At 39.2% G+C, this 17,720-nt stretch carries 19 protein-coding genes; 9 read left to right on the plus strand and 10 right to left on the minus strand.

Annotation, left to right across the window (positions count from 1 at the left end):
• Positions 1–14 precede the first annotated feature (14 nt).
• Positions 15–500, plus strand: coding sequence for a tetratricopeptide repeat protein (locus FZ949_RS04580; RefSeq protein WP_148790181.1), 486 nt, complete (start codon positions 15–17; stop codon positions 498–500).
• 139 nt (positions 501–639) lie between these two features.
• Here FZ949_RS04580 and FZ949_RS04585 read toward each other — a convergent pair whose 3' ends face one another.
• Complete coding sequence (locus tag FZ949_RS04585; RefSeq protein ID WP_103579876.1) at positions 640–2,706, minus strand: TRAP transporter permease; 2,067 nt, start codon at positions 2,704–2,706, stop codon at positions 640–642.
• 86 nt (positions 2,707–2,792) lie between these two features.
• Complete coding sequence (locus FZ949_RS04590; protein WP_103579875.1) at positions 2,793–3,734, minus strand: TAXI family TRAP transporter solute-binding subunit; 942 nt, start codon at positions 3,732–3,734, stop codon at positions 2,793–2,795.
• A 314-nt stretch (positions 3,735–4,048) separates the two neighbouring features.
• Here FZ949_RS04590 and FZ949_RS04595 point away from each other — a divergent pair, with 314 nt between their 5' ends.
• From FZ949_RS04595 to FZ949_RS04610, 4 genes are read left to right on the plus strand one after another with little or no spacing between them, the layout of a single operon-like run.
• Positions 4,049–4,921 carry a phosphate ABC transporter substrate-binding protein gene (locus tag FZ949_RS04595; RefSeq protein WP_103579874.1) on the plus strand — a complete coding sequence of 291 codons (873 nt, stop codon included), beginning with the start codon at positions 4,049–4,051 and terminating at the stop codon, positions 4,919–4,921.
• A 3-nt stretch (positions 4,922–4,924) separates the two neighbouring features.
• On the plus strand, positions 4,925–5,782 hold the full coding sequence (locus tag FZ949_RS04600; protein ID WP_148790182.1) for a PstC family ABC transporter permease: 858 nt from the start codon (positions 4,925–4,927) through the stop codon (positions 5,780–5,782).
• Entirely contained in the window at positions 5,769–6,626 is an 858-nt protein-coding gene (locus tag FZ949_RS04605) for a PstA family ABC transporter permease (protein ID WP_148790183.1), read from the plus strand. The genes FZ949_RS04600 and FZ949_RS04605 overlap by 14 nt, the downstream gene beginning before the upstream one ends.
• A complete protein-coding gene (locus FZ949_RS04610) occupies positions 6,595–7,260 on the plus strand; it encodes a phosphate ABC transporter ATP-binding protein (RefSeq protein ID WP_148790184.1) in 666 nt (221 codons plus the stop codon). Before FZ949_RS04605 ends, FZ949_RS04610 begins: the two co-directional genes overlap by 32 nt.
• 26 nt (positions 7,261–7,286) lie before the next feature.
• On the opposite strand, the gene FZ949_RS04615 is transcribed toward FZ949_RS04610, so the two are convergent.
• Genes FZ949_RS04615 through FZ949_RS04630 form a run of 4 tightly spaced genes read right to left on the minus strand, consistent with a single transcriptional unit; the run spans position 7,287 to position 10,300 of the window.
• Positions 7,287–8,159, minus strand: a complete 873-nt coding sequence (locus tag FZ949_RS04615) for a carbon-nitrogen hydrolase (protein ID WP_107953307.1) — start codon at positions 8,157–8,159, stop codon at positions 7,287–7,289.
• Position 8,160: 1 nt separating this feature from the next.
• Positions 8,161–9,087: a cation diffusion facilitator family transporter gene (locus tag FZ949_RS04620; RefSeq protein WP_148790185.1), complete on the minus strand. Its 927-nt coding sequence runs from the start codon at positions 9,085–9,087 to the stop codon at positions 8,161–8,163.
• Between the two features lie 2 nt (positions 9,088–9,089).
• Complete coding sequence (locus tag FZ949_RS04625) at positions 9,090–10,058, minus strand: agmatine deiminase family protein (RefSeq protein ID WP_148790186.1); 969 nt, start codon at positions 10,056–10,058, stop codon at positions 9,090–9,092.
• Positions 10,055–10,300: a CBU_0592 family membrane protein gene (locus tag FZ949_RS04630; protein ID WP_084110060.1), complete on the minus strand. Its 246-nt coding sequence runs from the start codon at positions 10,298–10,300 to the stop codon at positions 10,055–10,057. The genes FZ949_RS04625 and FZ949_RS04630 overlap by 4 nt, the downstream gene beginning before the upstream one ends.
• 110 nt (positions 10,301–10,410) lie before the next feature.
• Here FZ949_RS04630 and FZ949_RS04635 point away from each other — a divergent pair, with 110 nt between their 5' ends.
• The 4 genes from FZ949_RS04635 to FZ949_RS04650 all read left to right on the plus strand — a co-directional run bounded on the left by FZ949_RS04635 (position 10,411) and on the right by FZ949_RS04650 (position 13,412).
• A complete protein-coding gene (locus tag FZ949_RS04635; protein WP_054196811.1) occupies positions 10,411–11,064 on the plus strand; it encodes an amino acid ABC transporter permease in 654 nt (217 codons plus the stop codon).
• On the plus strand, positions 11,051–11,719 hold the full coding sequence (locus FZ949_RS04640; RefSeq protein WP_103580110.1) for an amino acid ABC transporter permease: 669 nt from the start codon (positions 11,051–11,053) through the stop codon (positions 11,717–11,719). The genes FZ949_RS04635 and FZ949_RS04640 overlap by 14 nt, the downstream gene beginning before the upstream one ends.
• 1 nt (position 11,720) lies before the next feature.
• On the plus strand, positions 11,721–12,458 hold the full coding sequence (locus FZ949_RS04645) for an amino acid ABC transporter ATP-binding protein (RefSeq protein ID WP_103580111.1): 738 nt from the start codon (positions 11,721–11,723) through the stop codon (positions 12,456–12,458).
• 93 nt (positions 12,459–12,551) lie between these two features.
• Positions 12,552–13,412: a cysteine ABC transporter substrate-binding protein gene (locus FZ949_RS04650; RefSeq protein ID WP_072594383.1), complete on the plus strand. Its 861-nt coding sequence runs from the start codon at positions 12,552–12,554 to the stop codon at positions 13,410–13,412.
• A gap of 436 nt (positions 13,413–13,848) precedes the next feature.
• Here the strand turns inward: FZ949_RS04650 and FZ949_RS04655 are convergent, their stop codons facing one another.
• The 4 genes from FZ949_RS04655 to groES form a co-directional block, all read right to left on the minus strand.
• A complete protein-coding gene (locus FZ949_RS04655; RefSeq protein WP_103580112.1) occupies positions 13,849–15,216 on the minus strand; it encodes a phosphomannomutase/phosphoglucomutase in 1,368 nt (455 codons plus the stop codon).
• A 133-nt stretch (positions 15,217–15,349) separates the two neighbouring features.
• Complete coding sequence (gene groL, locus FZ949_RS04660) at positions 15,350–16,984, minus strand: chaperonin GroEL (RefSeq protein ID WP_103580113.1); 1,635 nt, start codon at positions 16,982–16,984, stop codon at positions 15,350–15,352.
• A gap of 22 nt (positions 16,985–17,006) precedes the next feature.
• Positions 17,007–17,315 carry a monooxygenase gene (locus FZ949_RS04665; protein ID WP_103580114.1) on the minus strand — a complete coding sequence of 103 codons (309 nt, stop codon included), beginning with the start codon at positions 17,313–17,315 and terminating at the stop codon, positions 17,007–17,009.
• Positions 17,316–17,323: 8 nt separating this feature from the next.
• Positions 17,324–17,584, minus strand: coding sequence for a co-chaperone GroES (gene groES, locus FZ949_RS04670; RefSeq protein WP_021091238.1), 261 nt, complete (start codon positions 17,582–17,584; stop codon positions 17,324–17,326).
• Positions 17,585–17,720: the final 136 nt, after the last annotated feature.

The raw sequence follows: 17,720 nt of genomic DNA on the forward strand, positions 1-17,720 counted from the left end.
AAAAGGAAATTTAAATGAAAAAAATGATTCTTGTTTCGCTTTTAGCTACTTGTGCTTTCGCAGGCGATTTTGAAGATGGCTTAAAAGCGTATGCTGGTTCAAATTTTAAAGAAGCTTTGGCTAAATTTGAAGCAGGATGTTTGGCAAATGATGTAAAATCTTGCGTAAAAGTTGGAGCGATTTACCAACTAGGAAAAACAGCTCTACCTAATCCAAGCAAGGCTTTAGAGTACTATAATAAAGCTTGCGAAGCTGGTGAGGTTGAAGGTTGTTCGGCAGCTGGTGGACTTTATCTAAATACTGAGTCGCAAAAAGCAAGAGAACTTTTTAATAAAGCTTGTGAGAAGAATGATGGATATTCTTGCGAGATGGTAGGTTCTATCTTAATAGAAGCTAAAGAATTTAAAAAAGCTTATGAATTTTTAGTAAAAGGCTGCGAATTAGGCGATAAGATGTCTTGCGAATTTGCAGGCGATCTAAGACGCTCAAAACAACTATAATTTTTAGGCTTACGAGCCTAAAAATTTCTTAAAACAAAAAAATCCAAAAACACTTATTTTAAATAGGAATTACTCAAAATACAAAAGTAGCTCTAAAAATTTACATTAGAAATTTAGGCAAGAGTACTCTTGCCTAAGATTAGATTATTTTTATTTGATCAAGTGGTTTATCTTTAATGCCCCATTGAGTCATAAAAACAAACCCATAAAGTACAGCAGCTACGATATAAGCAGTGTATTCGTTTGATATAAGATTAAATTTCACACATATATTTGGTACAAGAGCTAGTGGCACAACAGGGATCAAAAGAATACGCTCCCAGATCCTAAGCTTTGTGACATAGTAGCCTTGAAGTAAGCTTGAAAAAGCAAACATTCCCACGATCGCCATACCAAAGACAAGTAAAATTTCAAGCGGATTACTCATCCAGACTATTCCTTTTGAATCAAGCGGGTCGCCCTCGTTTACGCTTTCTATTAGCATAAGTTTGTTGTTAAAGAAAAAGGCAAATGGCAAGATCGCCGTTCTTAGATCGTAAAAGAATCCTTGAACGCCAACGGTTATAGGATTCGCTTTGGCGATACCAGCTGCTGCATAAGCTGCGATGCCAACTGGTGGCGTGTCATCAGCTAAAATTCCAAAGTAAAAGACAAAAAGATGCACAGCAATGGCTGGGATCAAAAAGCCATTTTTGTGCGCCAAAAATAAAATAACAGGTGCCACAAGGCTTGAAACTACGATGTAATTTGCCGTCGTTGGAAGACCCATTCCTAGTATAAGTGACATCATCGCAGTAAGAAGCAATATCATAACTATATTATCACCAGCAAGTAGCTCAACTAGATCTGAAAGTACTTGGCCAAGGCCAGTTAAAGAGATAGAGCCCACGATAATACCTGCAAGTGCGGTTGCTATAGCGATCGTTGTCATACTTTTTGCGGCTGCAACCATCGCCCAAAATATATCTTCAAAGCCTATTAACACATCATTTATTCCAACTTTTTCGCCACTTGCTAGTTTTTTAACCGGCTCTTGAAAGATCATTATTAAAAATAAAAATCCAATCGCATTAAATGCCGCAGCGATGGCCGATTCTTTTGCGATTAATAGCGTATAAAGCAAAATCAAAATCGGAGTTATATAGTGAAGTCCGCTTACAAAAATTTTAAATCTTGAGTGAAACTCGCTTTGATTTATACCTTTTAAGCCAAGCTTCACGCTCTCTAAATGAACGATAAAAAATAGCGACAAATAGCACGCAAACGCTGGGATAATCGCTGCCATCATAACATTTGTATATGTCATGCCCAAAAACTCAGCGATGATAAAAGCAGCCGCGCCCATGATAGGAGGCATAAGCTGGCCATTTACGCCAGCAGCGACCTCAATGGCTCCAGCTTTTGTGCGTGAAAGACCGGCTTTTTTCATAAGTGGTATGGTAAATGTACCAACTGTTACAACATTTGCTGTGGAGCTGCCTGAAACCATGCCAGTTAGACCACTTGCGATGACCGAGGCTTTGGCTGGGCCACCTCTATATTTTCCAAGAAGTGAGAAAGCTAAATTTATGAAGTATTGTCCAGCACCTGCCCTCTCAAGCAATGAGCCAAAAAGAACAAAAAGATAGATAAAACTAACGCTAACTCCGATAGGCACACCAAAGATACCCTCAGTCGTTAAAAACATATGGCCTGCGATCTTTTCAAAGCTGGCACCTTGATGAGCGATGATGTCTGGCATATAAGGACCAAAGTGATCATATATCAAAAATAATATACAAATAATTGGAAGTGCTGGTCCCATGACACGCCTGCCAGCCTCGAGCAAGACAATGATCGCCAAAAACGATATTACGATATCTTGTGTTATGTAGTCCCCTGTCCTATCAGCTAGTTCATAAAAATAAACCGCTGGATAAAGCACAGCAACAACGCCTGCCACACAAAAAACTAGATCGTAAAATGGCAAACTAGAATGTGCCTTTTTATGAAAAGTGACTGGATAAAGCAAAAATACAAGACCAACTGCAAAGGCTAAGTGTATCGAGCGCGAAATATTTGTATTAAGCGGAAAATAAGCTATATAAAGCTGAAAAACTGACCAAGAAAAGCATACGATCGCAATGAAATAGTTGTAAAAATTGCTATTTATCTCCCTTGTTTTTACTTCGACAAATTGTTCTTCGTTGTCTTTGACTTCGTTCATCTCTCTCCTTTAAAATTTAAATATATAAATTTAAAAGAATTTGCATATTTAAATTTTATCCAGAGGCAAAAGCCCCTGGAAGTGGATTATTTTAAGATACCAGCCTCTTTAAATGCAGCCTCTGCAGCTGGGTGAAGTGGAGCTGAAAGACCTTGGACAAGATCTTCTTTATTGACTGATTTTAGCGCTGGGTGAAGAGTTTTATACTCATCAAAGTTGTCTAAAATAGCTTTTATAACAGCTTTTACGGCCTCATCTTTTGTGTCTTTATTGGTTACCAAAACAGCTTTTACGCCGATAGTGTTTACATCATGATCTACGCCGTCATACGAGCCTTTTGGTATCACACCTTTTGCAAAGTATGGCTTCTCTGCAAGAAGTTTATCGATCTCGCTACCTTCGATGTTTAGGATATCGATAGGCAAAGATGTCGCAGCGTCAGTGATGTTTGCTGTTGGGTGGCCGACGACAAAGCTATATCCGTCTATCTTTTTATCTTTTAGTGCGTGTGGGCATTCGCCAACTGTTAAAACACCACGGTAGCCTAAATTTTTAACATCAAAGCCCTTTGCTTTGAAGACTTCAAGTGTGCTCACTTCGTTGCCACTGCCTGGGTTTCCGACGTTATATTTTTTGCCTGTAAATGAAGAAAGATCGCTTGTAAGACCGCTATCTTTTGCCACGACAAATGCAAGAAGCTCAGGATAGATCGCAACTACTGAGCGTAAATTTTCATCTTTTGCTCCGTCAAATTTGCCAGTGCCGTTATATTTATCATAAACGACATCACTTTGAACAAAGCCAAATGTAAGCTCTTTTTTGAGGACGTTATTCACGTTATAGACTGAGCCGCCAGTTGATTGGACCGAGCATTTTACATTAGTATTTTTGTTTGCTAAACGGCAAATCGCTCCACCTATCGGATAATAAGTGCCTGTCATGCCGCCAGTACCGATACTGATAAATTCTTTTGCTGAAAGAGTTGTTGCTAAAAGCAAGCCAGCAAGTGCCAAAGAAGTAGTTTTCATCTAAGATCCTTTCAAGAAATTTAAGGCTATTTTATTCTATAAATTTAGCTTTTTACCTTATTTGATATGATATTTTCATGCCGTTTTAGTAAAGTTGCAACCATTCTACACAATCAAGACTTAAAAAAATATTTTCTTAAGATTAAATTTATATTTCTTTATCAGCCAAAATAAAATTTATAAACCGGCTATTTAAATATCATTTTTTATTGTATAATCCACCACAGTTCTAAGTTTTAGAAAAACTGTTGCAAATTTACAACTAATCAATAGCTTTTACAAATGTTAATAACAATCAAATTTTGGAGGTTTTTATGAAAAAATCACTTATGTTGGCCGCTTCAATGCTGCTTTTATCTCTAAATTTCGCTTCTGGTGCGGACGAAAAAACGCAAGTTAGCTTTAGTGGCTCATCTACTCTAGCTCCAGTTATTGCTAAAATTTCAACCGACTTTATCGAAAAGTACGAAACTTGGGACAAAGTAGATAGTGCTTTGCCAAACAAAAATATCACCATTTTCGTCTCAGCTGGTGGCTCAGGCGCTGGTGTAAAAGCCGTGCTTGATCATGTAGCTGACTTTGGCATGCTAGCTCGCGATATAAAAGATAGCGAAAAAGCAAAGATCAAAGATATGAAAGCCTATACGCTTGGCATAGACGCACTTTGCGTAGCTGTAAATCCAGAAAATGAGGTGATAAAACTAAAGGGCGGAAATTTAAGCAAAGATGAGATCGTCAAAATTTTCTCAGGCGAGTATAAAAAGTGGAGCGACCTTGACAAATCCCTACCAAATGACGAAATAGTCGTAGTTACAAGAGATCTTGGCGGCGGTGCTCACGAGGTATTTCAAAAAAAGATCATGAAAGATGTCAAAGTTAGCAAAAACGTCATCCAATCACCATCAATGGGCGCGCTTGTCTCAAAGATCATCGAAAATAAAAACGCTATTGGCTACGCTTCTTTTGGTATCACAAACCAAAACAAAGGCAAGCTAATACCGCTAAACGTTGATGGCGTGGAGCCAACTGTTAAAAATATAGTTGATGGCAAATACTACATCTCTCGCCCGCTCATCATCGTAAAAAGTGGCGATCTAAGCAAGAGCGAGCAAATTTTTGTTGATGTGTTAAATTCAGCCGAAGGTCAAAAGACTATCGAAAAAATGGGATTTATACCAGTAAAATAGCCAATGACAAGGCAAATTTTTAAAGGCGCGATATATCTTTTCACACTTTTATCCGCCATGCTTTTGCTTTTACTCGTGGGGTTTTTACTGCTAAATTCCACGAGTTTCTTTACAGAAGTAAGCCTCTTTGACTTCTTACTAAATGGCGACTGGGACGTTAGCACAGAGCCTTTTAGCTTTGGACTATTTAATATCCTAGTCGCAAATTTTGCAGTTGCGTTTTTAGCTTGCATATTTTCATTTTTTATCTCGCTTGGCGTTACTATATTTATATGCTTTTTTGCGAGCGCCTGGCTTAGGCATACGCTAGACTGGATGATACGGATACTAGCTGGTATACCCTCTATCATTTATGGATTTTTCGCGCTTTACACGGTTGTAAAAATTTTAGAGTCAGGGCTAAAAATGTCCGCTGGCGAGTCAGTCTTAGCAGCTAGCCTCATCCTTAGCGTCATGATACTGCCCTTTTTTACCTCGCACTTGCTCCAAAGCGTGGGTCTGCTAAAACAAAATTTCAAAACAAACTCAGACGCGCTTGGCGTAAGCACTGGATATTTTATAAGAAAAATCATTTTTAGAAAATCCATAAAAGCTAGTATTTTAGGCTTTATACTGGCATTTTCAAGGGCAGCTGGCGAGACAATGGCTGTGATGATGGTCATAGGCAACACCCCGCTTTTTCCGCACCTGCTCTCAAAAGCTCAGACCATACCATCTCTAATAGCCCTTGAAATGGGCATGAGCGAGGCTGGCAGCTTGCACTATCACGCTCTTATCGCAAGCGGATTTATCCTGCTTATTTTTATATTTATGCTAAATATTTTTATCTTTAAATTTGAGAAAAACAATGAACGCTTTTAAAGATCATCTAGTCAAATTTTATGCTTATCTTTGCGTATTTATAGTGGTTGCGGTGATATTTTGGATATTTTATTTCATCTTTGCAAATGGCATCTCTCAGATAAATTTAGACTTTCTTACCAAAAACCCGCAAGGTTTAAATTTAGGTGAGAGTGGCGGCATAAAAGACGCCATCATAGGCTCATTTTTACTGATGATACTATCTATGATATTTTCTGCGCTTCTTGGCGTTAGCTGCGCCATTTATAGGCAAATTTACTGCACCTCTAGCGCGATAAAGCTTGGGCTTAAATTTATCATCCAAACGATGGCCTCGATACCTTCTATCTTGCTTGGGATGTTTGTTTATGGGCTTTTTATCGTTAGCCTTGATATCCCAAAGAGCCTGCTAACAGCTAGCATTACGCTTGCTTTGATGGTCTTTCCATTTGTTGAAGTAAGCGTTGAAAAGGTGATCTCGCAGATAGATGAAAAGATGTTAAGAGATAGCTTTGCGCTTGGCGTTGATAAAAATTTTATGGCTAGAAAGCTTGTTTTGCCAACTATTAGAAAAAATATAATATCTATTTTAATACTAGCTGGCAGCTACGCCATAGGGGCAACTGCGCCGCTACTTTTAACTGGAGTCGTCTTCATGGCAAAGGCCGAAGGGCTACTCTCGCCGGTCATGGCACTGCCTTTTCACCTGCATATGCTCCTAAGCCAGTCAGTCGCAACGCAAAATGCCTACGCCACAGCGCTCGTACTCATTTTTATACTGATCATTTTGCACCTGCTTTCAGCCGTAGTTTTATTTGATATAGGAGAGAAACTTGCTAAATATTTTAAACATAAAAGATCTTAGTATCTTTTATCAAGATAATGAAATTTTAAAAGATCTAAATTTAAACATCGCCGAAAACGAGATCATCTGCCTAATGGGTAGCTCAGGATGTGGTAAATCGACATTTCTATCAGCGCTAAATGGCTTTTTGGAGCAAAAGGGCGGCAGATATAGCGGAGAGATACTATTTAAAGGTGAAAATATCAAAAACAAGGGCGAAATTTGGCTAAGACGAAAGCTAGCCATACTCTTTCAAGACGCCACACTCTTTCCTTTTAGTGTAGAAAGAAATTTGACCTATGCGATGGAATTTTACGAGGGCAGCATAAAAGATAAGCAAAAAAGAGTAGAAGAGCTACTTAAAAGCGTAAATTTACTAGGTGAAATAAGTGACCTAGATATGCCAGCTAACAAGCTCTCTGGCGGTCAAAAGCAAAGACTTTGCATCGCAAGGATGCTAACTACAAAACCTGAAGTGCTCATGCTTGACGAGCCTTGCTCATCGCTTGATATGAAAAATGTCTTGATCATAGAGGAGCTTTTAAAAAGCTTGTCGCAAAGATACACTATCATCATCACCACACACAATGAAGAGCAGGCAAAAAGGCTTGGTAGCAGGATAGTTCGAATTGTAGATAAGAAATTTACATTTTAAAAGAGCTAGAAATTCTAGCTCTAAATTTAGTCGATAAATCTTTTTGTGATATTTGCGTAGGCATCGATCCTGCGATCTCTTAAAAATGGCCAAATTCTACGCACTTCTTCGCTTCTTTTCATGTCTATCTCAACGATCTTGCATAGCTCATCTGTGCTATTTGCACGGAAAAGCTGCTCGCCTTGTGGCCCAAAAACAAAACTATTTCCCCAAAATTTTATCCCATCCATCACGCCACTATCATCTTTTTCAAAGCCCACACGATTTACTGCGACCACTGGCAGGCCATTTGCCACGCTGTGACCTCTTTGCACTGCCACCCACGCTTCAAGCTGTCTTGACTTTTCATCCTCGTTATCGCCCTCAAACCAGCCAATAGCCGTTGGATAGATGAGAATTTTCGCCCCTTTTAGCGCCATTAGCCTTGCTGCCTCTGGATACCACTGATCCCAGCAGACCAAAACGCCAAGCTTACCAAGGCTAGTTTCAACTGGCTCAAAGCCAATGTCGCCAGGCGTGAAGTAAAATTTCTCGTAAAATCCAGGATCATCAGGGATATGCATTTTTCGGTATTTGCCAGCCACACTGCCGTCACGCTCGAAGACAAAGGCGGTGTTGTGATAAAGTCCGTCAGCCCTCTTTTCAAAAAGCGAAGTGACCAAAACTACGCTATTTTCTTTTGCAACCCTGCCCCAAAAAGCGACATCTTCTTGCCAGTCGTTTGCATGATCAAAGAAATTTGTATCCTCGCTTTGGCAAAAGTATTGCGTCTGGTGCAGCTCTTGGCAAACAACTAGATCAGCGCCACCTTTTTTTGCCTCGGCGATTAGCTCAAGCGTCTTTGCGATAGTCGCCTCTTTTGTGCCTTTAAATTCTTGTTGAAGTAGTGCTACTTTCATCTCATTTCCCTTCTTTGTCGTTGTATGGGTCTAAATGCGTGGTTATCTGCCACGAAAATTCCTTAAATTTCTCTCTTATCTCAGCCTCAAGCGAGTCGGCCACCTCGTGCGCGTCGTAAAGCGAGATATCTTTGTCAAAAACTAAATGCAGCGTTAAAAATATGGTATTTGCGCTCTGTCTTGTGTTTAGGTAGTGAAAATCAGAAATTCTCTGCTTTGCCTTTATCATCTTGATGATCTCATCTGTGACCTCAGGGCTTGCTGCGTGATCTAGCAAGATACCAAAGGCGTCTTTACCTAAATTTATAGCGCTTTGAGCGATGTAGCCGCTTATCAAGATACCAAAGATCGCATCTATCATCACAAATCCGCTAAATTTAATGACAAGAAGCGAAATAATGACAGCAAGGTTGCTAAAAAGGTCGATCTTATAGTGCAGCGCGTCTGCTTTTATGATAAGGTTTCCACTTTTTTTAGAAATTTGGTTTAAAAATAGCACCAAACATAGCGTCACCACGACTGAAAACACCATCACACCAAGGCTTAGGCCAAGGTCTATCTCTAAATTTGGCTCGCTAAATTTCTTAACGCTCTCATAAAATATATATCCAGCAGCAGCCACGATGATGGCACACTCAAATAGCGCTGCCAAGGCCTCTAGCTTTGTGTAGCCAAAGTTAAATCTCTCATCGGCTTGCTTTCTTGACTTTCTAAGTGCAAATAAATTTAAAAGCGAGACGATAAAATCAAGCATCGAGTCAATCGCCGAGCCAAGTACAGCAACCGAGCCGCTAAAAAGCCCAGCTGTAAATTTCACAAGTGCGAGTAAAAAAGCGCAAGCTCCAGCTGCGATAACAGCCTTATTTTCGCCCTGCGTGCACTCCTGCTTATTTATGCGGTTAAACTCATAATCAAACGGACTTGACAAGGCTAAAACCTTTTGTATCTATTTTGGCTTGAGCAGTGAAGCGAGCCATTTTGACGGACAAAAACTAGCGAATTTACACCGATGATCTTTCTATCTGGCAGTACCTTGGTAAGTAAATTTAGTACCTTTTCATCGTTTTCGTCGTTATATGTTGGCACGATCAAGGCACCATTTATAAAGATGAAATTTGCATAGGTGCAACCAAGCCTTTTACCATCATAAAATTTAGGTTTAGGAAGCGGCAGAGCAAGCAGCTTAAAGCCAGTTTTTTTAAGCTCATCCTCCATCCTTTTTAGCTCTTCAAAGTGCTCATCGCTCTTGTCATCGCAAGCTACGTAAGCGATAGTATCAGGCGTGATAAAACGCGCTAAAGTGTCGATGTGGCTATCTGTGTCATCGCCCTTTATAAAGCCATTTTCAAGCCAAATGATACGCTTTAAGCCAAACAAACTCTTTAGCTTCTCCTCGATCTGCTCTTTGCTAAGAGATTTATTTCTATTTTCATTTAGCAAGCATTTTGAGGTGGTTAAAAGTACGCCATCTCCGTTAAACTCGATACTTCCACCCTCTAGTATCATATCAACTGGCTCAAGCTTAGTTTTGTAAATTTTAGCTAGTTCTAAATTTAGGGCATCATCTTTTGAGCTCTTAAATTTACCACCCCAAGCGTTAAATTTAAAGTCGTAGCTCTTTACGCCATCTTCAGCATAAACGTCAATCATGCCGTAGTCTCTGATCCAAGTATCGTCAGTCTCAAGCTTTACAAACTCTACATTTTTAAATTTCTTAAATCTATCAAAATTTGCCTCATCAGGGCAGATGAGCACCACCTTTTCATAGGGCGTAACAGCAGCCACAAGCTCCTCATAACCCGCCAAAATCTCCTCTAAATAAGGTGCCCAGTCGCTCTTACTATGTGGCAGTGATAAAAACAAAAGCTCCTGCTCTTCCCACTCTGCGTAAGCTCTCACGCTCTCTCCTTATAAATTTTATAAATTCCATAAATCGTAATGAATATCCAAAAAACCTCTATCAAAAATGAGCCAAGGTTAAAGTGCACAAAAAGCGAGATGATAAGTAGCACCGCACCTGCTAAATTTATTATCTGATAGGCTAGATCGCGGCTATTTAGGCGGCCGATCTGAAGTAAAAAGTAGCCCATCACGATGCAAATCATCCCTAAAAAGCCAATGATCTGAAAAAGATCGATCAAATTTTATCCTTTTTGCAAGCTTAAATTTAAAGCAAGATCATATCTAATTAGTTTTAAATTTATGATTATAAGATAAAATAACTCCATTTTTCAGATTGGATTAAAGTTTTATGGATTTTGAGTTTATTGAGAAATTTTATCCGCTTTATGTTAAGGCCGGAGTGCTTACCTGTGAGATTGCCTTTTTAGGGATCGTTTTTTCTATTTTGATCGGTATTTTTTGTATGGCTGTAAAATTTTACAAGCTAAAATTTCTATCAAAAGTGATTGACTGCTACGTCGAGCTCTCAAGAAATACGCCACTTCTTATACAGCTTTTCTTTTTATATTATGGCTTGCCAAAGCTTGGGGTGTCGATGAGCGGCTTTGCCTGTGCGGTCGCTGGGCTTAGCTTTCTTGGTGGTAGTTACATGAGTGAGAGCTTTAGACTTGGCTTTGAGGCGGTTAGAAAGTCGCAGATAGAAGCGGGACTTAGCATCGCACTTAGCAAAAATCAGCTCCTAAGATATGTTATCCTGCCTCAAGCATTTAGTGTAGCGGTGCCAAGCATTAGTGCAAATATTATCTTTTTACTAAAAGAGACAAGCATCGTTAGCATCGTGGCACTTGCTGATCTAGTTTACGTCGCAAAGGATCTTATCGGGCTTTATTACAAGACAGATGAGGCACTTTTTATGCTAGTAATTAGCTATCTCATCATCATTTTACCAGTCTCGCTGGTGCTTAGCTATGTCGAAAAAAGGGTGAGAAATGCAAGGAGTTAGTATATTATTTGACACGCAAAATTTACTAAGACTCTTTGACGGTCTAGTCATTAGCACAGAAATTTCATTTATCTCTATCTTTATCTCTATAATCGGTGGCTTAGTGCTTGGCGTGCTTATGAGTATGAAAAACAAATTTATCTATCTTATTTTAAAAATTTGCCTAGAAATCGTTCGCATAATGCCTCAGATTGTTTGGCTATTTTTATTTTATTTTGGTGTCAGTAAGGCGTTTGATATTCACATTTCAGCATTTACAGCCTCACTCATCGTCTTTAGCTTGTGGGGAATTTTTGAAATGATGGACATCGTGCGTGGCGCAATAACATCAATACCAAAACATCAATTTGAATCAGCTGCCTCGCTTGGGCTTAGTAAATTTCAAATTTACTCTCACGTCATCATCCCGCTTGCTACTAGAAGACTTGTGCCTGGAGCTGTAAATTTACTAAGCCGTATGATAAAAACAACCTCTATCGTCGTTTTAATCGGCGTTGTAGAGGTCGTCAAGGTCGGCCAGCAGATCATCGAGCGAAATGTATTTACAAATCCTATGGCGCCATTTTGGATATACACGCTCATATTCTTTTTATATTTTGCGATCTGCTATCCAGTCTCAAAACTATCAAAAAAACTAGAAGAAAAATGGAGCTAAAATGAGCGAAAATATCTTAGAACTTAAAAATTTAAATAAATTTTATGGAGATCTTCACGCCTTAAAAGATATAAATTTAGATGTAAAAAGTGGCGAAGTGGTTGTACTTCTTGGACCATCGGGCTGTGGCAAAAGCACAACTCTTAGGTGCATAAACGGCCTTGAGAGTATCGCAAGCGGCGAGATAATAATTGATGGTGAAGTGATTGATGCTAAATTTAATGATTGGCAAAGGATCCGCCAAAAAGTCGGCATGGTCTTTCAAAGTTACGAGCTGTTTGATCACATGAACGTCATAGATAATGTCCTTCTTGGGCCTTTAAAGGTGCAAAAAAGAGATAGAGCTGAGGCTGAAAAGACAGCTGATATGTGGTTAAGCAAGGTTGGACTTCTTGATAAGAAATTTGCCTATCCAAAGGAGCTAAGTGGCGGCCAAAAGCAGCGTATAGCTATAGTAAGAAGCCTTTGCTTAAACCCTGAAATTATGCTATTTGACGAGGTTACGGCTGCACTTGATCCAGAGATCGTTAGAGAGGTGCTTGACGTGATACTAAATTTAGCCAAAGATGGAATGACGATGCTAATAGTCACCCACGAGATGAGCTTTGCAAGGGCGGTTGCAAATAAGATCGTATTTATGGATGCTGGAGCGATCGTGGAGATCAGCGAGCCGGAGGAATTTTTTACCAACCCAAAGAGCGACCGCGCGAAGAAATTTCTAAATTTATTCTCGTTTTAGAAAAAATAAGAGATAATTTGCCGTTTTTTCAAAATGCGTTTAGAGCGAAATTTTAACGCTCTTATTTATTTAACTTTTTTACAAGGAGAAAGAGTGAGAAAATTTAAATTTTTCTTATTAGCATTAATCGCTACCGTCTTTCTAACGGGTTGTGGTAATGACAAAGGTGCCGACACGGCAAAAGCTGCTTCAAACGAAGCTGATGCGATCGCAAAGATCAAAGAGCGTGGATTTGTAAGAATTGGCGTTTTCAGCGACAAACCACCATTTGGCTATGTCGATAAAGACGGCAAAAACCAAGGCTATGATATTTACTTTGCAAAACGTATCGCAAAAGACCTACTAGGCGATGAGAGCAAGGTAAAATTTGAGCTAGTCGAGGCTGCTGGTAGAGTTGAAGTTTTAGTAGCTGATAAAGTAGATATCACGCTTGCAAATTTTACAAAAACACCTGAGCGTGCACAAGTTGTTGATTTTGCGCTTCCATACATGAAGGTTTCACTTGGCATAGTAAGCCCTGAAGGTGCAGTGATAAAGAGCATCGATGAGCTAAAAGATAAAACCCTAATCGTAAATAAAGGCACAACCGCAGACGCGTTTTTTACAAAAAATTATCCAGACATTAAGCTTGCAAAATACGACCAAAATACTGAAACATTTGCAGCTTTGGTTGATAAAAGAGGTGCCGCACTAGCACATGATAACGCCCTACTTTTTGCCTGGGCAAAAGAGACTCCTGGCTTTGTTGTAGGCGTTGAAGCACTTGGTGACGTGGATGTGATAGCACCAGCTGTTAAAAAAGGTAACAAAGTTTTACTTGACTGGCTAAACAATGAGATCATTGAGTTAGGCAAAGAAAATTTCTTTCACAAAGACTATGATGCTACACTAAAACCGATCTATGGTGATAGCGTCAATCCAGAATCACTTGTCGTTGAAGGTGGCAAACTCTAAAAATTTAATGGCGTAAATCTTTACGCCATCTCTCTATCTTTTAAATTTAACGAATACACTTGTGAAGTTTTTGCCGGTAGGTTACACTGCATAAAATCCATAAAGGCTGATATTTTGCACACCTGAGCAGCAAGCTAGTAGACGACCTCTTGCAAAATAATGAACTATTTTTAAAAAAATGCCAACATTAGATATAGGCTACTTGTGGATTTAAATTACATTATCCGCATGAATGTTCACAAAAAGGCTGGGGCACATGTATTTGATAATTTTAAAGATGAACACTTGCTCTAAACTTCTAGATCTTATGTATGCGGAGCTTTCGGAAAAGAAATCCACAAAAACTAGACGATAAAGGAAATCTTAGTTTTTGAATGTTTAAATAAAATTTTAAAAAGCATTTTGGAGTAAATTTGGCCCAAAATGCTTTCGTAAGCTACATTAAACTCTTTAACAAATTTGTCACTTTTTGCTCGATCTCTTCTAGAAATTCCTTGCTCTTTGCCTCAAATCTAGTGACAATAACTGGCGTTGTATTTGATGCGCGCACCAGTGCCCAGCCATTTTCAAACTGAATTCTTATACCATCAATGTCGATGATATTTTTTATCTTTGGTAGATCGCAACTCTCGTTTTTCACGCACTCTTTTAACTTAGCAACTATCTTAAATTTAGCCTCATCAGTCGTCTTTATCTTGATCTCATCGGTGCTAAAGACTAGCGGCATCTTATCAAGCTCTCCGTCAAGATCAAAGCCTTTATGCACTAGCTCAAGCACCCTCATCATCGCATAAAGCGCATCATCAAAGCCAAAATATCGCTCTTTAAAGAAGATATGTCCGCTAACTTCAGCCGCTAGATCTACGTTTAGCTCTTTCATCATTTTTTTGATGTTGCTATGCCCAGTCTTGCCCATGAAAACTTCGCCTATTTTTGCAATCTCATCATACATATTTTGCGAGCATTTAACCTCACCAAGCACCTTTGGATGTTTCATATTTAGTGCATAAAGATAGGCTAGCTCATCGCCTTTTATATCTCTTTTTGGAGTTATAACTGCGATCCTGTCGCCATCTCCGTCAAAGCCAAATCCAAGGTCAAATTCCTTCTTTTCAATGAGCAAAAACAGCTCTTTTAAATTCTCTTTTTCGCTTGGATCTGGATGGTGATTTGGGAAATTTCCGTCTGGATCTTCATATAAAATTTTTGCATTTAGCCCAAGCGCTTTAACGATCGGCACCAAGCTCACGCCAACAGCGCCATTTGCACAGTCGATGATAAAAGGCTTTTTGAAATTTTTAAGCTCACTAAACTCTTTTACAAAAAACTCAACGTATTTTTCTAAGATATTAAATTTCTCACAGCTCTCATCGTCTGCGATCTCTAAATTTGAGGCGATTATCTCATTAACTTTATCTTTTAAAATTTGCAGATCTTTGCCAAAAAAACTATCTTTTTTGATAGTAATCTTAAAGCCGTTGTACTCTTTTGGGTTGTGAGAGCCCGTGATCATGATGTTTGCGTCGAAATAATCAGCATAAACGCTAAAGTAGCCAACAGGAGTTGGTAGCAAGCCGATGTTATAAATTTTAAAGCCACCGGCCTTGTTTAGACCGCTTAGCAGATACCTAAAAAGCGTGCTAGCACTTAGTCTTGCATCAAAGCCAATGCTTAAAGTTTTCACGCCAAATTCGTTAAATTTCTTACCCAAAGCAAGCCCTATAGCCTTGACGCTATCTTCTGTCAAGTCTTTTTCAAAAATACCACGGATATCGTATTCTCTAAAAATTTCATCATATTTCATTGTAAATTCTCCCTAAAAGAAAGCAAAATGATACAAGAATAAATTTAAAAAGTAGTAAATAATTTTATAAATTTAGTGAGGTTAAAGTTTAAATATAAATTCGAGCTAGAAGGCTCTAGCTCGAAAAGGGCTGCTACATCATACCACCCATTCCACCCATTCCACCCATGTCAGGCATTGTAGGCATTGCTTTTTCTTCTTTTATCTCGCTGATAGTTGCCTCAGTCGTTAGTAGTAAGCTAGCCACGCTAACAGCGTTTTGAAGTGCAACTCTCTCAACTTTCACTGGGTCGATGATACCAGCTTCAAACATATTTACATATTCGCCAGTTGCAGCGTTAAAGCCAAAATTTGCGTCTTTGCTTGTCTCAACTGCGTTTGCGACAACGCCTGCGTCAAAGCCAGCGTTCTCAGCGATTTGGCGAAGTGGAGCACGAAGCGCTCTTCTAACGATCTCAGCACCGATTGCCTCATCACCTTGTAAATTTAAATTTACACTCTTTGAAGCAAGGATAAGAGCTGAACCACCACCTACTACGATGCCCTCTTCAACAGCTGCACGAGTAGCGCTTAGAGCATCATCAACGCGGTCTTTTTTCTCTTTCATCTCAGTTTCAGTCGCAGCACCTACTTTGATAACTGCCACGCCGCCGCTTAGTTTTGCAAGGCGCTCTTGAAGTTTTTCTTTGTCGTAGTCGCTTGTAGTCTCTGCGATTTGAGCTTTTATTTGAGTGATTCTAGCGTCGATCGCTGACTTCTCACCTGCGCCATTTACGATAGTTGTGTTGTCTTTGTCGATAACTACGCTTGAAGCTTGTCCAAGGTCGTTTATGGTAGCGCTTTCAAGTGTTCTGCCTAGCTCTTCGCTGATAACTTCGCCACCTGTTAAAATAGCGATATCTTCAAGCATTGCTTTTCTTCTATCGCCAAAGCCAGGAGCTTTAACAGCTGAGATGTTTAGCACGCCGCGAAGTTTATTTACAACAAGCGTTGCAAGCGCCTCGCCCTCGATATCTTCAGCGATGATTAGTAGCGGTTTGCCACTCTTTTGTACTTGCTCAAGCACAGGGAGTAGATCTTTTAAATTTGTAATCTTCTTGTCAAATAGCAATATAAATGGGTTACTTAGCTCAACTTGCATCTTTTCAGGGTTTGTGATGAAGTACGGGCTTAGATATCCGCGGTCAAATTGCATACCCTCAACAACGCTTAGCTCATCTTGGATAGATTTTGCCTCTTCTACTGTTATGACGCCATCTTTGCCAACTTTCTCCATCGCATCAGCGATAAGTTTACCGATACTCTCATCTGAGTTAGCAGAGATAGTAGCGATCTGAGCGATCTCTTTTGAACCTGATACTTTTTTAGAGATATTTTTTAGTGCATCTATAAGAGCTGCTACTTCTTTATCCATACCACGTTTTACTTCGATAGGGTTTGCACCAGCAGTTACGTTTCTAAGACCCTCTTTAAATATCGCGTGAGCCAGCACAGTTGCTGTTGTAGTGCCATCGCCTGCTTGGTCGTTTGTCTTACTTGCTACTTCTCTAACTAGGCTTGCACCCATGTTTTCGATAGTATCTTTTAGCTCAACTTCTTTAGCCACGCTAACGCCGTCCTTTGTGATGTTTGGAGCGCCAAAGCTCTTTTGGATAAGGACATTTCTGCCTCTTGGTCCCATTGTCACTTTCACAGCGTCATTTAGTTTTTTTACGCCCTCGTATAGGCGGTTTCTTGCATCATCAGAGTAAAAAATTTCTTTTGCCATTGTATTTCCTTTCGGTTTTAATTTATTTTAAAAAATCAGCCTTATTTATCATTGACAAAGGCATATTAATATCAAAAATTTTGCCGCGAATATTTGAATAGCCGTTTTTAGCTAGTCTTTCGCTGTGCATTTTCAGATATTTTTCCGCATTCTCCTTATTGTCAAAAAGATAAATTCCGCCGGCTTCTTTTGTTTGTTTGTTCTCAGTCCAAATTTTCCATATCATACCGGGTTCTTGGTTGATGCTTTTAGCCAAATCCTCAAAAGCTTTTGACATCTCGTCTCCAAAAAGACCTTCTTGCGGAAAATCAACATACATAATCGTAGCCATCTGCAGCCTTATTTGATCACGCCTAAAACGTCATCGATATTTAAAACAAGATATGTTTTATCATCTAAATTTATCTCAGTGCCACCGTATTTTGCAAATACAACTTTATCACCAACTTTTACACCCTCTACTTCAGCACCGACTGCTTTTACCTCACCGCTTAAAGGTTTTTCTTTTGCGTTATCAGGTATAATAATGCCCGAAGCTGTGGTCTTTGTCTCCTCTACGCGTTCGACTAGAACACGCTTGCCTAATGGTTGAAAGTTCATTGTTCATCCTTTTGGTTTAATTGTCTTTTTTAGCACTCTTTATTTTTGAGTGATGAAATCCTAGCACTTTTTTCTAAAAAAGTCAATAATTTATAGTTAAATTTTATTAAAACTTTAGTCACTTGCACTAAAGTTT

Origin of the sequence: Campylobacter concisus, from assembly GCF_902460545.1 — a bacterium.
In the GTDB taxonomy this organism is placed as follows: Bacteria; Campylobacterota; Campylobacteria; order Campylobacterales; family Campylobacteraceae; genus Campylobacter_A; species Campylobacter_A concisus_AE.